Raw genomic sequence first — 17,462 nt, forward strand, 5'->3', positions numbered from 1 at the left:
TGGGATTATTCATACATTTTATGATATTTATCGATATGAATTTTTCCTTTTTCATCGGGAGTAAATACGAGACATTTATTGTGTAATTTTTGTTCTACGAAATCGATAATCAGACTGGGATCGAAAGGCTGTCCGTTGATGCGGGTTTCAAAATGTAAATGTTCTGTTGTGGCACGCCCTGTGCGTCCTTCCAAAGAGATCGGGTCTCCTGCATTTACCTTATCTCCTGCTTTTACTAAAAATTTCGAGTTGTGTCCGTAAACGGTTTCCAGTCCGTTATAATGCCTGATCACCACGACATTTCCGTAGCCTCTCGTGCGTCCGGCAATCCGGACGATGCCATCAAAAGCAGCCCGGATCGTGTCGTTGGCAAAAGTTTTGATATCTATACCGGTATGCGGACGGTTATGCCGTCTTCCATACTGAGATAAAATACGGGCATTGGGGAGAGGAAAAACAAAAGAATTTTCTGCAATCTGTCCGAAATCTATCCATAATTCTTTGCATTTATCGAATAGATTTTCTGTTTTTGCCCTTACCAGATACCTTTCTTCCCCATTGAAAATATCCGTAATTTGAGGAGCCGGAGCGATAAATTCTGCTGGCTTGGGTAAATAATCGGAATAAGCCAGGGGAGAAGGGATCAGCATTCCTTCAGTGGAAAAGGCATGCAACTGAGTGGAGAAAGGAGCTTCCGGAATATGCCGGAAAGAACAAGACGTAAAAAACAGAGAAACTGATAAAAGAATAAATAGGAATGATTTTCTAAAATTCATAGGCTCAATTTTTACGAATACAAAAATAAGAAAAATAGTTTTAATTCCGATGGAACTTATTAAATGCCAACACTTTTTAACGATTTGTAATTTAAGCGGGCAGTAAACAGAAAGTTTGGGTGTCTGATAGGGAAAACAGTAAGGGATTTGTCTGCTCTGTTTTAAAGTACTACCTTTACCTCGTTTTTATCGTAGAAAAATGGATTGGTTAAAAGAGCTTTTTATAGACCATTCAGTGATACAGGCAGTAGTTGTCGTTTCTCTGATTACGGCTGTCGGATTGGTATTGGGGAAGGTAAGAATTCTGGGTATTTCGCTGGGCGTAACTTTCGTATTTTTTATCGGAATTTTGGCCGGTCATTGGGGATTGAGTATTAATCCACAGATGTTGAATTATGCGGAAAGCTTTGGATTGATTATTTTCGTATATGCTTTGGGGTTGCAGGTTGGACCTGGCTTTTTCGGTTCGTTCCGGAAAGGGGGGATTACGTTGAATATGCTGGCTTTGGCTGTTGTGTTATTAGGTACCGTTATGACGGTTCTTTTTCATATCTTGACAGGAATTCCGTTATCCGATATGGTCGGCATTCTTAGTGGTGCCGTAACCAATACACCGGCTTTGGGAGCTGCTCAGCAAACATTGAAGCAATTGCAAATGGAGGGGACAGATCCGGCTTTAGGGTGCGCTGTTACTTATCCTTTGGGGGTAGTTGGTGTCATCATCGCTTTGGTCGTTATCCGGAAAATATTCCTGAATAAAGCAATTCCTGCCAATGGGGAAGAGGTCAAATCGCATACGACTTTTATTGTCGGTTTTCAGGTATGCAATCCCGGCATATTTGGTAAAACGGTAAAGGAAACGGCTATGTTAGCCTATCATAAATTTGTTATATCCCGATTATGGCGGGATGGAAAAGTCAGTATTCCCACTTCCGATACCGTTTTACAGGAAGGGGACCGTTTGTTGGTGATTACTTCAGAGGCAGAAGTGAATACACTTACCATGTTATTCGGGGAGCAGGAACATGTGGATTGGAATAAGGATGATATTGATTGGAATGCCATCGATAGCCAGTTGATATCACAGCGGATTTTAGTGACACGTTCAGAAATTAATGGTAAAAAATTAGGATCTTTGCGTTTACGTAATCATTTTGGTATTAATATTACCCGTATTTACCGCGCAGGAGTTGAGTTATTAGCTACTCCGGAACTCGTGCTTCAATTAGGGGATAAGTTGACTGTCGTGGGAGAGGCAAATGCAATAGCCAATGTCGAAAAATTGTTAGGAAATAAAGTGATGAGCCTGAAAGAACCCAATTTGGTGGCCGTATTTGTCGGAATTGTATTGGGATTGATTGTAGGTACTATTCCTTTTGTTATTCCGGGTGTCAGTTTTCCGGTTAAACTGGGTATAGCTGGCGGCCCGATTATTATGGGAATTTTGATGGGGGCTTTCGGACCACGGCTTCATATGGTCACTTATACTACCCGTAGTGCCAATTTAATGTTAAGGGCATTGGGTTTATCCATGTACTTAGCCTGTTTGGGATTGGATGCAGGGGAGCATTTTTTTGAAACTGTTTTTCGTTCAGAAGGTTTATTATGGCTGGGACTTGGCTTTGCTATTACGATTGTTCCTGTCTTTATGGTAGCATTTGTTGCTTTAAAAATGATGAAGATGGATTTCGGGGCTGTGTCTGGCATGCTCTGTGGCAGCATGTCTAATCCGATGGCTTTAAATTATGCCAATATGGTTGTAAACGGAGATAACCCTTCTGTCGCATATGCTACCGTATATCCCCTGACAATGTTTATCCGGGTTATAATTGCCCAATTGGTATTGCTTCTCTTTTTATAGAATTAAAGTGGAGGAAAGTGTGGAAACCTCCGCGAGGAAACTGATTAACGCTTCGTTGATTAACGGAACAGGTTTTCCGGATTAATTTCTTTTCTCTAAACCGCAGGTTTAATAGTCAGCGAGTCTTTTGACTTACCTTAATCAGGTAGAAAGTACCCTTAATCCATTAAATGTTTAAACATTTTCCCCCAAAATGTTGCATGGTGTTTTTAAAAAAATCATCTTTGTAAAGAACCTTATGAATTGCATTGAAAACGCTGTGTGAAAATATTACTGATGAGGAGTTATTGGCTGGTTATCGGGAGACGGGTAAAACCGAACAATTGGCTGAACTTTATAAGCGCTATATCCCACTGGTATATGGAGTGGCTTTAAAATATTTCAGGTATAGCGAAGATGCTCAGGATGTGGTAATGGATATTTTCGAGGAACTGCTGGCTAAAGTCAAAAAAAATGATATCCGTATGTTTAGGCCTTGGTTGTATACCTGTGTGAGAAACCATTGCCTGGCGAAACTCCGGAAACGTTCTTTAAATCCTACCCTTACTTTAGACGAAAACTTTATGGAATTTTGTGATGATTTTAATCTTGATGATATAAGGGAAGCGTATGATAAAGAAAAAGCCTTGTTAAAATGCATAGAATCTTTACCGGAAAAGCAACGCATAAGCGTATATCGTTTTTTTATGGAAGAGCGTTCTTATAAAGAAATAGAAGAGACGACCGGATTTTCTTTGAAAAGAGTAAAGAGTTTTATTCAGAATGGGAAACGTAATTTAAAATTATGTATGCAGAAAAAAGGGTTGGTATAATATGAAATACGGGGAAGACTTAGGAGAATACTTGCGTGGAAAGCAAAGAGGCAAGGCGGCTAACCGTCTTGAACGGAATGCTTTGTCCGATCCTTTTTTGTTTGAAGCTCTGGAAGGTTTAAATGAGGCAAAAGAAGATCCGTTAAAAGTTATTGAAAAACTTTCTAGAAAGATAGAATACCGGATTTTCCCCCGAAAGAAACGAATCATCCGCCAGGGAATAGGTATTGCTGCTATTTTTCTTGTATTCCTTGTATTGGGTGTATTTTTCTGGCAAAAAGAGCCTGCTGAAAAAATGATTTTTACTCAATATGTTAGTGAAGAGGAAGCGGATACACTGAAAGTTATCCCTATAGCGAAGCGGGAGGAAAAGCAGGAATTGAAACAGAGAATATCGGTAGAAAATACTGCAGGGCATGCATTGGCTGATTCTGTAGTTTTGGATAGGATAGAAAAGGATTCGGCTGAAGCTGTTGTTGAACCGAATTTCAGAAACCGGCTTGCTTTTGCCAGTGTTGCCAGGGAAAGAGGAAAAATACAGGTGGAAAATAAAGGAGGGAACGGGCCTATGCCGGAAGGTGGAATAGAGGCTTTTGAGCGTTATATCCGGGATTCTCTGGTATATCCGGAAGATGCAAGACTCGCAGGTAAGGAAGGGGTGATAAAACTTTCATTTATAGTGAACCAATATGGCCGTCCATCCGGAATCCGCGTGATTCAATGGATAACAAATTCCTGCAATCATGAAGCTATCCGTTTGCTGAATAATGGTCCGAAATGGACCTATACAGGTACAGCAGATTCTACGATTCTTTCCCTACCTTTCTATTTGGATACTGTTTCTCACAGATAATTTGTTTTTGAAGGGTAAATATTTCTTATCTAAAGAACAAGACACTTTGATTTAAATATATTTTATTCAATCTTTATTATTTTTTTTTAATATAGATTGTAACATTTATCTATATTTGAGCGTCTAAAAAGTATTAATATTTCTAAAGAAAATATTTTGGCGGACAAGAAGAAAGGCGGAGAACATACTCTGCATGTGAATTAATTATTTGCGTAAACCTGGAATCATGATACATCTGGAGAATATCAACAAAACTTATAATAACGGTGCTCCTTTGCATGTATTGAAGGGGATAAATCTGACGATTGAAAAAGGAGAATTTGTTTCTATTATGGGGGCTTCGGGGTCCGGGAAGTCAACGCTTTTGAATATACTGGGGATTTTGGATAATTACGACTTGGGGAATTATTATCTGAACGGCACCTTAATTAAGAATCTTTCTGAAACGCAGTCTGCGGAATACCGCAATAAAATGATTGGGTTTGTCTTCCAGTCGTTCAATCTGATTGCTTTTAAAAATGCCTTGGAAAATGTGGCACTTCCGCTTTATTATCAAGGAATATCCCGGAAAAGACGGAATTCCATGGCTATGGAGTATTTGGAAAAACTGGGATTGAAGGAATGGGCGATGCATATGCCGAATGAATTATCGGGTGGCCAGAAACAGCGGGTGGCCATTGCCCGTGCTCTGGTAGCCAGTCCACAGCTTATATTGGCCGATGAGCCTACAGGAGCTTTGGACAGTAAAACTTCTGTAGAAGTAATGAATATTTTGCAGGAAGTAAACCGAAGCGGGATGACGATGATTATTGTAACGCATGCTCCTGACGTTGCAGCGATGACAAGAAAAATTATTCATATTAAGGATGGGTTAATCGGTTCAATAGAGGTAAAGGATAAATAACGGGATTTTTTTTATGAAGATATGTTCCCAACGTTTTTTAGTTTGATACGGTATGTTTGACATTTGGCAGGAAATATTCAGTACGATCCGGAAAAATAAACTCAGGACTTTTTTGACAGGTTTTTCGATGGCTTGGGGCATCTTTATGTTAATCCTTTTATTGGGTGCCGGAAACGGATTAAAAAACGGAGTTTCTGCGAATTTCGGAAATTCCGCGAAAAATTCTGTTTATATGTGGGCAGGGCGTACCAGCATGCCTTATAAAGGATTACAAAAAGGAAGACGTATAAAGTTCGACGAAACCGAAAAAGGGTATCTGAAGCGGGAATTTCCTTTTATTTCTTCTTTTTCAGCCAGTATAATCCATTGGAATCCGGTTATTTCTTACGGGAAAGAATATGGAAATAATACTGTAAGGGGAATTGAGCCTGATTATGCAAAGATTGAAAATATGGTTGTCAGGGCTGGGGATGGGCGTTTTATCAATGAGGTGGATATGAAAGAAGCGCGGAAAGTAATTGTTATTCACCGGAAAACTGCAGAAGGATTATTCAGGGGAGAGGCTGCCCTTGGAAAATATGTGGTTGTCGATGGCGTAGCTTATCAGGTTATTGGTATTTATGAGGGGGAAGATGTGGATCAATTACCGGATGTATATATACCTTTAAGTACAGCTCAGCGGATATACAATCCGTCGGAGGGATATCAAAATGTTAATTTTATGGTAGAGGGATTGTCTACTTCTCAGGATAATGAGGTATTCGATGCGGAGTTAAGGGCAAAAATGGGGCAAAAACATATCTTCGATGCTCAGGACCGACAGGCTGTATGGATTTGGAATAAATTGAAGTCTTATATGCAGACAATGGGGATCTTCAATGGAATTAATCTTTTTGTATGGATTATCGGAATTGGCACCTTGATAGCTGGTATTGTGGGTATCAGTAATATAATGCTGATTACGGTAAAGGAAAGGACTAAGGAATTTGGAATACGCAAGGCTTTGGGGGCAACCCCTTTTTCTATACTGAAGTTGATTATTCTGGAAGCATTATTGATTACCGGATTTTTTGGTTATATCGGTATGGTTGCCGGGGTAGGATTGACGGAGCTGGTGAATCATGTACTGCTAAGCGCAGGGGCGACAGACGAAATGAGTGTTTTCAGAAATCCTACTGTAGACTTATCTATTGTTCTGGCTGCAACCTTTGTTTTGATTGTTGCCGGAATTTTAGCCGGATATTTCCCTGCCAGGAAAGCTGTAAGTATAAAGCCGATTGAAGCTTTACGGTATGAATAAAAGCAGAGTCGGCATAAATAGAGTTCAATAAACAGAAAGTTTGATATAAGATGTTTGATCTGGATCGTTGGCATGAAATATGGATTACCATAACGCGGAATAAAATGCGGAGTGTGTTGACCGCATTTGGTGTGTTTTGGGGGATATTTATGTTGGTTGTAATGTCAGGAGCCGGTTATGGACTGGAAAACGGTGTGAAATCCGGAGTGGAAGGATTTGCTGAAAACTCTGCCTATTTTTTTGCCAGTACGACAACCGAGGCTTATAAAGGATTCCGGAAAGGGCGTAGATGGCAGCTCCGGAATGAGGACATGGAAATGTTGCGGGCACAGATACCTGAATTGAAATACATTTCTCCTATTTTGTTCGGAGGGAAAGAGGATAATAATGTAGTAAGGGGAGATAAATACGGGACCTATTATATAAAGGGGTTGAATCCGGAATATAATTTTATTGAACCGCAAAGCATGTTATACGGACGCTATTTGAATGATATTGATATCAGGGACAGAAGGAAAGTATGTGTAATCGGGAAAAGAGTTTATGAAGAGATGTTTGTAAAAGGGGAAGATCCTTTGGGACATTTATTAAAAGTAGGGGGCATATATTATCAGGTGATCGGAGTGAATGAACCGGTGACACAGGTCAATATTGGCGGGGATTCTAAAGAAAGTATCATTTTGCCTTTTACGGTGATGCAGCAAACATACAACCGGGGAAATGAATTGGATTGCATTGCATTAACTGCTGTGGAAGAGGTTCGGATTGGGAAATTGGAAGAAAAAATTGGAGGCTTATTAAAGGCGCGGCATTCTATTTCTCCTACGGATCCGATGGCCGTACAAAGTATGAATGTAGAAAAACAGTTCCGCATGTTTAAAATGTTGTTTTTGGGAATAAATGTTCTGATCTGGATTGTAGGCCTTGGGACTTTGTTGGCAGGTATTGTGGGGGTGAGTAATATTATGATGGTTACGGTGAGGGAAAGAACGAGGGAAATCGGTATTCGGCGGGCTTTGGGAGCAAAACCGAAATCCATACTGATGCAGATCATGTATGAGAGTTTGGTTTTGACAGCACTGGCCGGATTTTGGGGATTGGCTTGCGGGGTCGGTATATTATCGTTAGTGGATCAGGTGGTGAGCAATGTGGACAGTGATACTTTTTTCCGGCATCCGCAAATTCCGTTTTCGATGGCAATTGTGTCTGCTTTTATATTGCTGATCAGCGGAGTAATGGCAGGAATTATTCCGGCCTGGCGGGCTTTGCAGGTAAAAGCGATCGATGCAATACGCGAGGAATAACCGGATAAGAATAGGAGATAAGAAATAAAAAATAAATAAAGCAAATATGAAAAAGTATATCAAATTTATTTTTATAGGACTGTTTGTGTTCGTGCTGATCTGGACTTTTTTCTTTTTATGGAAGAAATCCCGTCCGGTAAAAATTGAATATCAGATTGTTTCGCCGGTAGTGGCAACGATTGAAAAGAAAACAGTTGCTACGGGCAAAGTCGAGCCACGGGATGAAGTATTGATAAAACCACAGATTTCAGGAATTGTGTCGGAAGTATGTAAAGAAGCCGGACAGTCTGTAAAAGCAGGTGATATATTGGCGAAGGTAAAAGTTATTCCGGAAATGGGGACCTTGAGTGCAGCGGAATCTCGCGTAAACGTGGCTCAGATAAATTTAAGGCAAACGCAGAAAGAATATGATAGGACTAAAGAATTGTATCAGGGAAAAGTTGTGGCGAGTGAAGAATTCGAAAAGGCAGAGACGGAATTGATGCGGGCGAAAGAAGAGTTACAGAACGCACAGGATAACCTGGAAATCGTGCGGGACGGCATTGCCAAACGTTCTTCCCAGTTCAGTAATACCCAAATCCGGGCGACCATTACGGGGATGATATTGGACGTACCGATAAAAGTCGGAAATTCCGTTATCCAGTCTAACAATTTTAATGACGGTACTACTATTGCTTCTATTGCCGATATGAGCGATATGATTTTTAAAGGGAAAATTGATGAGACGGAAGTGGGACGCATTAAGGAAGGAATGCCGCTTATGCTGACAATCGGTGCATTGCAGGATATGAAATTCAATGCGGTTCTGGAATATATTTCTCCGAAAAGTATAGAGGAGAACGGAGCTATTTTATTCGAAATAAAAGCTGCTGCAGAGGTCCCGGATTCTGTATTTGTAAGGGCGGGTTACAGTGCGAATGCTGAAATTATTCTGGACCGTCGTCCGGATGTTTTGACTATTCCGGAAAGTACTGTAGAATTTCGTCAGGATTCGACTTTTGTACAGGTTGTCGTTGCTGAAGAGCCGGACCTGAAGTTGGAACAACGTTTTGTCAGATTGGGTTTATCGGATGGAATAAATATAGAGGTGATAGACGGTCTTACCGCTTCTGATAAAGTAAGGGGCAGTAAAATACTAAAAAAATAAAGGAATCTAAATCAATAATTTGTGTATGATAAGGAAATATATAAGCCTGGCTGGACTTCTCATTTGGGTTTGCCTGACGGTTTCTGGACAAAGTGCGGAAACAGGAAAGACCGTTCACTCACAGCCTTCCCGCGCCTGGACATTAAAAGAATGTATTGATTATGCCATAGAGCATAATATAGATATCCGGCAAAGAGTATTGGAAAAAAGGGATCAGGAATTAAGTGTCAGTACAGCTAAATTCAGTCGTTTACCGGATTTGAATGCAGGAGTGGGACAAAATTTTTATTTTGGGAGGGGACCGGGACGGGATGGAACTTATCAGGATCAGAGCCAGTCTTCCAGTTCTCTGGATGTCAATACCCGAGTTCCGGTTTTTTCAGGATTCCGAATTCATCATCAGATCCAGCTTGAAAAATTGAATTTGCAGGCTACCATAGCAGAACTGGACCGGGCAAAAGAAGATTTAGCCTTAAATATTACCTCTTATTTTTTGCAAGTACTTTTCAACAACGAATTGTTCCGTATTGCAGAAGAACAGGTGAATTTAAGCCGGGAACAAGTGGAAAATACTGAAGTATTGGTGAGGGGGGGAAAGGTGCCGGAATCCGAATTATTTGATGCCAGAGCTGCCTTAGCTAAAGAAGAATTGAATAAAACGCAGGCACAAAATACTTTAAAATTGTCTTTACTCGATTTGAGTCAACTCTTAAACTTGGAAACTGTGGAAGGGTTTAAAATCGAAATGCCGGATATCGGGCATGTCCTCATTGAACAAACAGCTAATCTGATGACTCCGGAAGCTGTCTATATAGCATCAGTGAAAAACCGTCCGGCGGTGAAGGCGGCAGAATTCCGTTTGCGCAGCAGTGAGAAAAACCTGAAAATAGCAAAGTCAGTTTATTATCCTCAATTATCTCTGGGGGCTTCTTATAGCAATAGCTATTATCATACCTATAATTTAGGGGCTGGGGAGAGTAATCCTTCTTTTTCGACACAGTTAAGCCGGAATGGCAGTGAGTCGGTGGGCCTGAGTTTGAGTATACCTGTTTTTAACCGGTTGTCTACCCGTAATCAGGTCCGTTCTGCCCGGATTTCTGTAGAAAACCAGGAGTTGGTATTGGAAAATATACGTCAGAATTTGTACAAAGAAATCCAGCAGGCTTATTATAATGCTGTTGCTGCTCATGAAAAATACCTTTCTTCTGAAAAGTCTGTGGAAGCTTCTCAGATAGCTTTTCGGTATGAAGAACAGAAATACAATGCCGGCCGCTCTACCAGCTATCAGTTTAATGATGCAAAAACCCGTTTGGCCAAATCTCTTTCGGAAGCAGCCCAGGCAAAGTACGATTTTATTTTCAGAACAAAAATCCTCGATTTTTACAATGGCCGGCCGTTGGATGAGTAGAAAAGTTCAAAAGTAAAAAAGTTAGATATGGGAAAGATTTGCGGTATTTCATGCCGGATGAATACGGACAGAAAGGCACATGGATAGGTGAACTTTTGTGCCGGATAAAAAATCCAATCCGGAACCGAGGTTTCGTAAATCAGTAAAACCTTAACCGGTTTCTGTAAGGAAGCATTCATTTCTTGTGCATTTTTACATTTCAGCATTTCATCGCGCAAACATTCGTCACAACTTGATATTTTGATTTAAAACAGTTACTTTTGCCGCCTCATTGAGAGAAGAAATTTATCTCTCCGTGTGCTTGATAAACCACGTAAAAAACAAGAAAGATGCAAAAGACTGTTACTATTCCGTTTATGCTTTTAGGTATACTGTTCAATGTATGTCTGATTGCTTCTAATTTATTGGAGACAAAAGTTGTCCAGATCGGTGGGATAACGGCTACGGCCGGCTTGATCGTGTTTCCTATTTCTTATATTATAAACGACTGTATTGCCGAAGTATGGGGATTTAAAAAAGCCCGTTTGATTATATGGACGGGATTTGCGATGAATTTTCTGGTTGTCGGATTTGCCCAGTTGGCTGTTCTGTTGCCGGCAGCCCCCTTTTGGCAGCAGGAAGAAGGATTTAATTTTGTGTTTGGGATGACTCCCCGCATTGTGATTGCCAGTCTCTGTGCTTTCCTGGTCGGTTCTTTCCTGAATGCTTACATTATGAGTAAAATGAAACTGGCTTCCCGGGGAAAGTATTTTTCTTTACGGGCCATTGTCTCTACTTTGTTCGGGGAGAGTGCCGATTCATTGATTTTTTTCCCTATTGCTTTCGGGGGACTTATTCCGGGAGAAGAATTGTTTGTTATGATTATAACCCAGGCTGTGCTTAAATCCCTTTATGAGGTGCTTGTCCTTCCTTTAACGATACGAGTAGTCCGGTATATCAAAAAAATAGAGCAGACAGATGTATACGATCAGCACATCTCTTATAATATTTTGAAATTAAGGGATATTTAAGTATAACCGGGAAAACTGTTTTTTTACGGTGATCCTGTTAAAATATCACAAAGAAACCCAAGGTTCCCGGAAGAGAATTTATATTTAAAAATATTCCGGTATTTTTGTAGGGAATGGAATATATGAATAAGAAATATATTTTACTTGATCTGGACGGAACAGTTATAGATTCCCGGGAAGGGATTACTGAATCCGTTCGTTATGCATTGAGACAGTTGGGTATTGAGGTACAGGATTTGCGGGATTTGTACTGCTTTATCGGACCTCCTTTGCGGGATTCTTTTTGTAAATTCTATCACCTCAGTGCACAAGAGGCAGAACGCGCTATTCAGGAATACCGGAAACGTTATAGTACCAAGGGAATCTTTGAAAATAAGGTATATGAAGGAATGCCGGCCCTTTTAAAAATGTGGCAGTCTGCAGGCAAACAACTTTTTTTATGTACATCTAAACCCCAGCCTTTTGCTGTACAGATTTTAAAAGAATTGAGGCTGGAAACGTATTTTACTTTTGTAGGGGGAGCGACTTTTGACGGTTTACGTCAGGAGAAAGCGGATGTGGTCCGGTATGTATTACAGAAAAATGCTATTTTTGACCGGAAGGAAGTGGTTATGGTCGGGGACCGGAAGTACGATGTAGAAGGGGCGAAACGGAACGGGATAGATTCCGTAGGTGTGTTGTATGGATTCGGAGACCGGGAAGAATTGGAAAGAGCGGGAGCGGATGCTATTGCAGAGACTGTCGCTGATTTGGGGAAAATACTATAATACAGAAAAAGGATGAAACCTATAAATGCCTTTTATTTTTTTATATATTGGATTTTGGGATGGGGATTTGCAGTTTTCCCTGTTGCTGCCCAGCAGAATTTGCCAGTAGCAAGCTGGGAAGAAGCTAACTTGCAGGCTGCCCGGGATAATAAACTCGTGTTTGTGGCTGTAGATATAATGCCGGATAAAAAAATATTTTCCAATGAAACGGTAAAATTTTTTTTTGAACGGAATCTGGTTCCTGTTTATATGGATATGCAAAGTGAAGAAGGAAAAAAAATAGAACCGAAATTACTGTTAACTCCTTATCCTGTATACGCTTTTTTTATGCCTTTCGGGGATTTACTATTAACGGTTGGAACAGCGGAAGTCGCAAAGGATCCTCTCCTTTTGCTGGATGCTGCCCGGGAAGCGCAACAGTTGGCGGAGGTTAAAAAAAATAACAGCCGTTCCGTGAATTTTGTAATCTCAGACTGGCAGGATGTCCTGGCAAAAGCAAAAAAGGAAGAAAAACCTGTGTTTATCTATTTTCACGGAGAGAATTGTCGGGAATGCCTTTTGATGGAGAATAATATCTTTAATTTAGACCGGGTGGCGGATTTTTATAACCGGAATTTTGTCCCTTTCCGCGTTGATATTTCAGCTGAACAACCTTTATTGAAAACATACAGGATTGAGGAATTACCCGCTTATTTATTTGTGAACGGGGAGGGGAAAGTCATTACTTCTGACTGTGGACGGAAGCAGACGGAAGAGATCATACAGATGGGGGAAGAAGCTCTTCATAAAGCAAAGGGAGTAGAATTTTCCGAAGGAAGCTGGGAGCAGGTCCTGACACAAGCCCGGCAGGAAAAAAAGGGGATTTATGTGGATTGTTATGCTTTAGTTGGAGGAGAACGGAGGCCTTTGACGGAAATTGTATACCGGGATCCGGAAATTGCGGCTTTATTGAATGATCATTTTATTAATTATACTCTGGATCAGAAAAGTGAGGAAGGGAGACGCTGGACAGAAAAATCCGGACTGAATTCTCCTTTTTGTCAGGTGTTTTTGGATAGTGTAGGAGAATGGGTACATTTGTCTGCCGGTATTCCGGATACTTCTGAATTCAAAAGAATGGTTTATAGGGTTTTGGAAGGGAAAGGACTGAAATTCCTTTCGGAAAAATATGAGCAGGGGTGCCGGGAATCTGCTTTTGTAGAAGAATATATCCGGATGTTGGGGAAAGCAGGTTTAAAAAACAGAGCAGCACAAGTGACGGAGTGTTATCTGGGAGCGTTGGACCCCGGGCAGTTGAAAGATAGGAAAAATTGGGAATTGTTCCGGGATTATGTGATCGATATGGATTCCGGATTGTTTAAATATATTTCATTGCATAGAAATGATTTTTTCTCTTTATTCGGAGAGCGAGAAGTTATGGGTAAAATTCAGGAGGTCTGGACGGCTGGGGCGGAGAGTTTTGTCCGGGAACAAAATGGGAAATATGAATTCGATGAAACGGGCTTTAAAGCGTATGTAAAACGATTAAAGGCTGAAAAAATAGAAAATTGGCGGCAAATCGTCCGCAAGGCCCGTATGAATGCTGCTGAAAAGACCGGAAATTGGAAGGTTTTTGCAGAATTAGCTGAAGAAAGATGGACGGAAGAACAGATTCCGGAAGCAGAACTTTACGGTTGGGGAGTAAAAATCAGAGACAATTGTCGGGATAAATCTATACGTTATAAGGCTGCCCGCTGGTTTGCCTGGACAGTTTCAGAAATCGAGAAAAAAGAACGGCAGGAAGGCAAAGTAAGAGTTTCTTCTTACAAAGGTTTTTTTGAAAAATTAGTAAATGATTTGATTGAGGAATAAAAACGGGAAGTGATAAAAATAAAAAACGGAGCTTTTAAACTCCGTTTTTTATAAAATTGAACAGGCCGAAACCCACTTATTTAATAACGTTCAGTTTCTTCCCGATTTTAATGAATGCAGCGATAGCCCGATCCAATTGTTCACGGGTATGTGCAGCTGAAAGCTGAATGCGGATACGAGCCTGACCTTTCGGTACTACCGGATAATAAAAACCGGTTACATAAATGTGCTCTTTCTGTAGTTCAGCTGCAAATTCCTGAGATAATACAGCATCGTACAACATTAAAGCGGCAATAGCAGATTCTGACGGTTTGATATCGAAACCGGCTTCTGTCAGTTTACCACGGAAATATTCTGCATTTTCCATTACCCGGTCGCGTAATTCAGTGCTGGCACTTAACATATCGAATACGGCGATAGAAGCGCCACAGATAGCCGGAGAAAGGGAATTGGAAAATAAATAAGGTCTGGAACGTTGACGCAACATTTCAATGATTTCTTTTTTACCTGTTGTATAGCCGCCCATAGCTCCTCCGAGAGCTTTTCCTAATGTACCGGTAAGGATGTCGATCCGGTCCATTACGCCGTGATATTCGCCTGTACCTCTTCCGGTTTTACCGATAAATCCGGCAGCGTGGCTATCGTCTACCATCACCAGGGCATCGTATTTTTCAGCTAAATCGCAAATTTCATTTAATTTTGCGATATCGCCGTCCATAGAAAATACACCGTCGGTTACAATAATACGGAAACGTTGTGCCTGAGCTAATTTTAACTGCTCTTCCAAATCCTGCATATTAGCATGTTTGTAACGGTAACGTACAGCTTTACACAAACGTACCCCGTCGATAATGGAAGCATGGTTTAACTCGTCTGAAATAATTGCATCTTCCTGGCCGAATAAAGGTTCAAAAACACCTCCGTTGGCATCAAAGCAAGCAGCATATAAAATGGTATCTTCTTTTCCGAAGAATTTGGATATTTTGGCTTCAAGTTCTTTGTGGATATCCTGAGTACCACAAATAAATCGTACTGATGACATACCGTAGCCGCGAGCATCCAACCCTTTTTTGGCACCTTCAATTACACGGGGATCAGAAGAAAGACCTAAATAATTGTTTGCACAAAAGTTTAATACAGTTTCACCTGTGGTTAATTTGATCTCTGCTCCCTGAGGGGTGGCGATCAGTCTTTCGGTCTTGTATAAACCGGCATCCTTTATAGACTGAATCTCAGTCTTCAAGAAATCTTGAAATTTTCCGTACATATCTGTAAAATTTATGTTTTATTGAAAGACAAAATTAAATAATTTTTAATCAAAATACTATTGGATGCTTAAAAATTGAAAGACGAAATCGTTATTATTTTTAATGTTTGATTTTTTCTTTAGAAGAAAGAGAAAAATGATAAGCTAACATAAAAATAGTTTAAGATAAAAAGGTTAATTTTTCTTTATAAACTGCAGAAATAAGAGAAAAAAAATAACTTTGAACATTATTTAAATTTAAAAATTAGAAAACTGAATCTCTTAATCTGTTGAGTATGAATATGACAACTGCATTTAAACCTATAAGCTTGGGTTTAGCTAATTCACGTACCTATTTATTCGGTGCTGCTTTTGTATTCGGGAATCTGCTTTTACCTCAATTGTGTCATTTTATCCCGGACGGAGGGAAAATGTGGTTACCTATTTATTTTTTTACTTTAATTGCCGCCTATAAATTCGGAGTCCGGGTGGGTTTACTGACAGCCGTACTTTCCCCTCTGTTAAACTGTCTGTTTTTCGGAATGCCTCCTTTGGCTGTTTTACCTGTATTGCTGATCAAATCTTCTTTATTGGCTGGTATTGCTGCTGGTGTTGCTTTTTATACCCGGAAATTATCCTTATTTTATATCGCTGTCGTTGTCTTAGGTTATCAGCTAGCCGGAGGATTGGCAGAATGGTTATTATCCGGTAGTTTTATGGTTGCTGTGCAGGATTTTAGGTGGGGATTACCCGGAATTTTGTTTCAAATTACAGGTGGCTGGCTGGCCCTTAGAGGATTGGCAAAGTATGAATTCTAAAAATTTTTCTGAAGTTTTGGAAAGATTCAGGGAGATCAAATTTGAGGAGTCTTTCGATATGATTGTGGCTATAGCTAACGGAGGAATTATTCCGGCAGCATTGCTCAATCAGCGTTTAAATGTCGGGATTCAATTATTGAAGCTGAATCTGCGGGATGCTACTCAAAGACAGTTGTATCCCCAACCCCGTTTGCTGGAAGAAATCAGCTTTGATGTGAAAGGGAAGACTATTCTATTGGTTGAAGACCGGGTAAAAACCGGGACTACCTTGCATTATGCCCGTCAATTGCTTGCAGATGCAGAACTGGTGAAAACTTTTGCAGTAAATGGGGAGGCAGATTATAGTCTGTATAATGAAGCTTGTTTTCGTTTTCCGTGGATACTGTGATTGGTTTCCCGGGAAAAGGATGACACAGGGGAAATAGATTTTGTAATGGATTAAATAAGTAAACAATGGAACGTCGGGAATTTTTAAAAGCGATAGCACTTGCCGGAGTGGCAGCTACTATAAAAATCAGTAATCCTTTGAGTGTATTGGCTCAAAGCGGACAAAGCCAGATTACTGGTTTACCTTACGATTTGGTAGCTGTTATGGGAGGTGAACCGGTGGATATGTTTCGGAAAGCCATGACTGAAATGGGGGGGATGGAAAAATTTGTGAAGCCGGGGCAAAAAGTGGTCGTGAAGCCGAATATCGGATGGGATAAAACGCCTGAATTAGCCGGGAATACCAATCCGGATTTGGTAGCAGAAATTATTCGCCAATGTTTTGTTGCCGGTGCGAAAGAGGTCGTCGTATTCGACCATACCTGTGACGATTGGCGGAAATGCTATAAAAACAGTGGAATTGAGGAGGCAGCTAAAGCTGCAGGGGCTAAGGTCGTACCTGCCCATGAAGAGAGTTATTACAGGGAAGTGGAGTTGCCGAGGGCAAAAAATTTAAAGAAGGCTAAAATCCATGCCTCTTTGCTGGATTGCGATGTATGGATAAATGTTCCTATCTTAAAAAATCATGGCGGAGCGAAAATGACCATATCGATGAAAAATCATATGGGCATTGTTTGGGACCGCGGTTTTTTCCATAAAAATGATTTGCAGCAATGTATAGCGGATATCTGTACATTGGATAAACCTGCCGTATTGAATATTGTAGACGCTTACCGGGTAATGAAAACGAATGGTCCCCGGGGTAAATCGGCTGCTGATGTAGTGAATCCCAAGGGATTGTTTATTTCTACGGATATTGTAGCGGTGGATACGGCTGCGACGAAATTTTTTAATCAGATAGAGAGCATGCCGCTCGATGTTGTCGGACATCTGGCAAAAGGGGAAGAATTGCAGATCGGTACAATGGATATTCAGAAATTGAAAGTGAAAAGGATCAGGATTTAAGGACAAGGGGGAC

16 protein-coding genes are annotated in these 17,462 nt (G+C 40.5%); 14 read left to right on the forward strand and 2 right to left on the reverse strand.

The features are described from left to right. Positions 1-5: 5 nt before the first annotated feature. Positions 6-776: a M23 family metallopeptidase gene (locus Q0465_RS02295; protein ID WP_298612249.1), complete on the reverse strand. Its 771-nt coding sequence runs from the start codon at positions 774-776 to the stop codon at positions 6-8. 199 nt (positions 777-975) lie between these two features. Between Q0465_RS02295 and Q0465_RS02300 the strand changes: the two genes are divergently transcribed. The 11 genes from Q0465_RS02300 to Q0465_RS02350 all read left to right on the forward strand — a co-directional run bounded on the left by Q0465_RS02300 (position 976) and on the right by Q0465_RS02350 (position 13,993). Next, the gene (locus Q0465_RS02300) at positions 976-2,637 is read left to right on the forward strand and encodes a putative transporter (RefSeq protein ID WP_298612252.1); all 1,662 of its coding nucleotides are present in this window, start codon (positions 976-978) and stop codon (positions 2,635-2,637) included. Positions 2,638-2,885: 248 nt separating this feature from the next. Then, positions 2,886-3,449, forward strand: a complete 564-nt coding sequence (locus Q0465_RS02305; RefSeq protein ID WP_298612254.1) for a sigma-70 family RNA polymerase sigma factor — start codon at positions 2,886-2,888, stop codon at positions 3,447-3,449. Position 3,450: 1 nt separating this feature from the next. Further along, the gene (locus Q0465_RS02310; RefSeq protein WP_298612257.1) at positions 3,451-4,302 is read left to right on the forward strand and encodes an energy transducer TonB; all 852 of its coding nucleotides are present in this window, start codon (positions 3,451-3,453) and stop codon (positions 4,300-4,302) included. 226 nt (positions 4,303-4,528) lie between these two features. Next, positions 4,529-5,206: an ABC transporter ATP-binding protein gene (locus tag Q0465_RS02315; RefSeq protein WP_298612260.1), complete on the forward strand. Its 678-nt coding sequence runs from the start codon at positions 4,529-4,531 to the stop codon at positions 5,204-5,206. 52 nt (positions 5,207-5,258) lie between these two features. Further along, complete coding sequence (locus tag Q0465_RS02320; RefSeq protein WP_298612263.1) at positions 5,259-6,506, forward strand: ABC transporter permease; 1,248 nt, start codon at positions 5,259-5,261, stop codon at positions 6,504-6,506. Between the two features lie 50 nt (positions 6,507-6,556). Continuing rightward, on the forward strand, positions 6,557-7,810 hold the full coding sequence (locus Q0465_RS02325) for an ABC transporter permease (protein ID WP_298612265.1): 1,254 nt from the start codon (positions 6,557-6,559) through the stop codon (positions 7,808-7,810). A gap of 46 nt (positions 7,811-7,856) precedes the next feature. Continuing rightward, on the forward strand, positions 7,857-8,957 hold the full coding sequence (locus Q0465_RS02330; protein WP_298612268.1) for an efflux RND transporter periplasmic adaptor subunit: 1,101 nt from the start codon (positions 7,857-7,859) through the stop codon (positions 8,955-8,957). A 25-nt stretch (positions 8,958-8,982) separates the two neighbouring features. Beyond that, positions 8,983-10,365 carry a TolC family protein gene (locus Q0465_RS02335; protein ID WP_298612271.1) on the forward strand — a complete coding sequence of 461 codons (1,383 nt, stop codon included), beginning with the start codon at positions 8,983-8,985 and terminating at the stop codon, positions 10,363-10,365. A gap of 329 nt (positions 10,366-10,694) precedes the next feature. Continuing rightward, the gene (locus Q0465_RS02340; protein WP_298612274.1) at positions 10,695-11,375 is read left to right on the forward strand and encodes a queuosine precursor transporter; all 681 of its coding nucleotides are present in this window, start codon (positions 10,695-10,697) and stop codon (positions 11,373-11,375) included. Between the two features lie 122 nt (positions 11,376-11,497). Further along, positions 11,498-12,142: an HAD-IA family hydrolase gene (locus Q0465_RS02345; protein ID WP_298612277.1), complete on the forward strand. Its 645-nt coding sequence runs from the start codon at positions 11,498-11,500 to the stop codon at positions 12,140-12,142. Positions 12,143-12,154: 12 nt separating this feature from the next. Further along, the gene (locus Q0465_RS02350) at positions 12,155-13,993 is read left to right on the forward strand and encodes a thioredoxin family protein (protein ID WP_298612280.1); all 1,839 of its coding nucleotides are present in this window, start codon (positions 12,155-12,157) and stop codon (positions 13,991-13,993) included. Between the two features lie 76 nt (positions 13,994-14,069). Here Q0465_RS02350 and kbl read toward each other — a convergent pair whose 3' ends face one another. Next, complete coding sequence (gene kbl, locus Q0465_RS02355; RefSeq protein WP_298612282.1) at positions 14,070-15,260, reverse strand: glycine C-acetyltransferase; 1,191 nt, start codon at positions 15,258-15,260, stop codon at positions 14,070-14,072. A 281-nt stretch (positions 15,261-15,541) separates the two neighbouring features. On the opposite strand from kbl, the gene Q0465_RS02360 reads away from it, so the two are divergent. The 3 genes from Q0465_RS02360 to Q0465_RS02370 all read left to right on the forward strand — a co-directional run bounded on the left by Q0465_RS02360 (position 15,542) and on the right by Q0465_RS02370 (position 17,449). Then, positions 15,542-16,057 carry an ECF transporter S component gene (locus tag Q0465_RS02360; protein ID WP_298612598.1) on the forward strand — a complete coding sequence of 172 codons (516 nt, stop codon included), beginning with the start codon at positions 15,542-15,544 and terminating at the stop codon, positions 16,055-16,057. Further along, the gene (locus tag Q0465_RS02365; protein ID WP_298612285.1) at positions 16,047-16,445 is read left to right on the forward strand and encodes a phosphoribosyltransferase; all 399 of its coding nucleotides are present in this window, start codon (positions 16,047-16,049) and stop codon (positions 16,443-16,445) included. Before Q0465_RS02360 ends, Q0465_RS02365 begins: the two co-directional genes overlap by 11 nt. A 65-nt stretch (positions 16,446-16,510) precedes the next feature. After that, positions 16,511-17,449, forward strand: a complete 939-nt coding sequence (locus Q0465_RS02370; RefSeq protein WP_298612288.1) for a DUF362 domain-containing protein — start codon at positions 16,511-16,513, stop codon at positions 17,447-17,449. The last annotated feature ends 13 nt before the right edge of the window (positions 17,450-17,462 follow it).

Origin of the sequence: uncultured Odoribacter sp. (genome assembly GCF_937966165.1) — a bacterium.
In the GTDB taxonomy this organism is placed as follows: Bacteria; Bacteroidota; Bacteroidia; order Bacteroidales; family Marinifilaceae; genus Culturomica.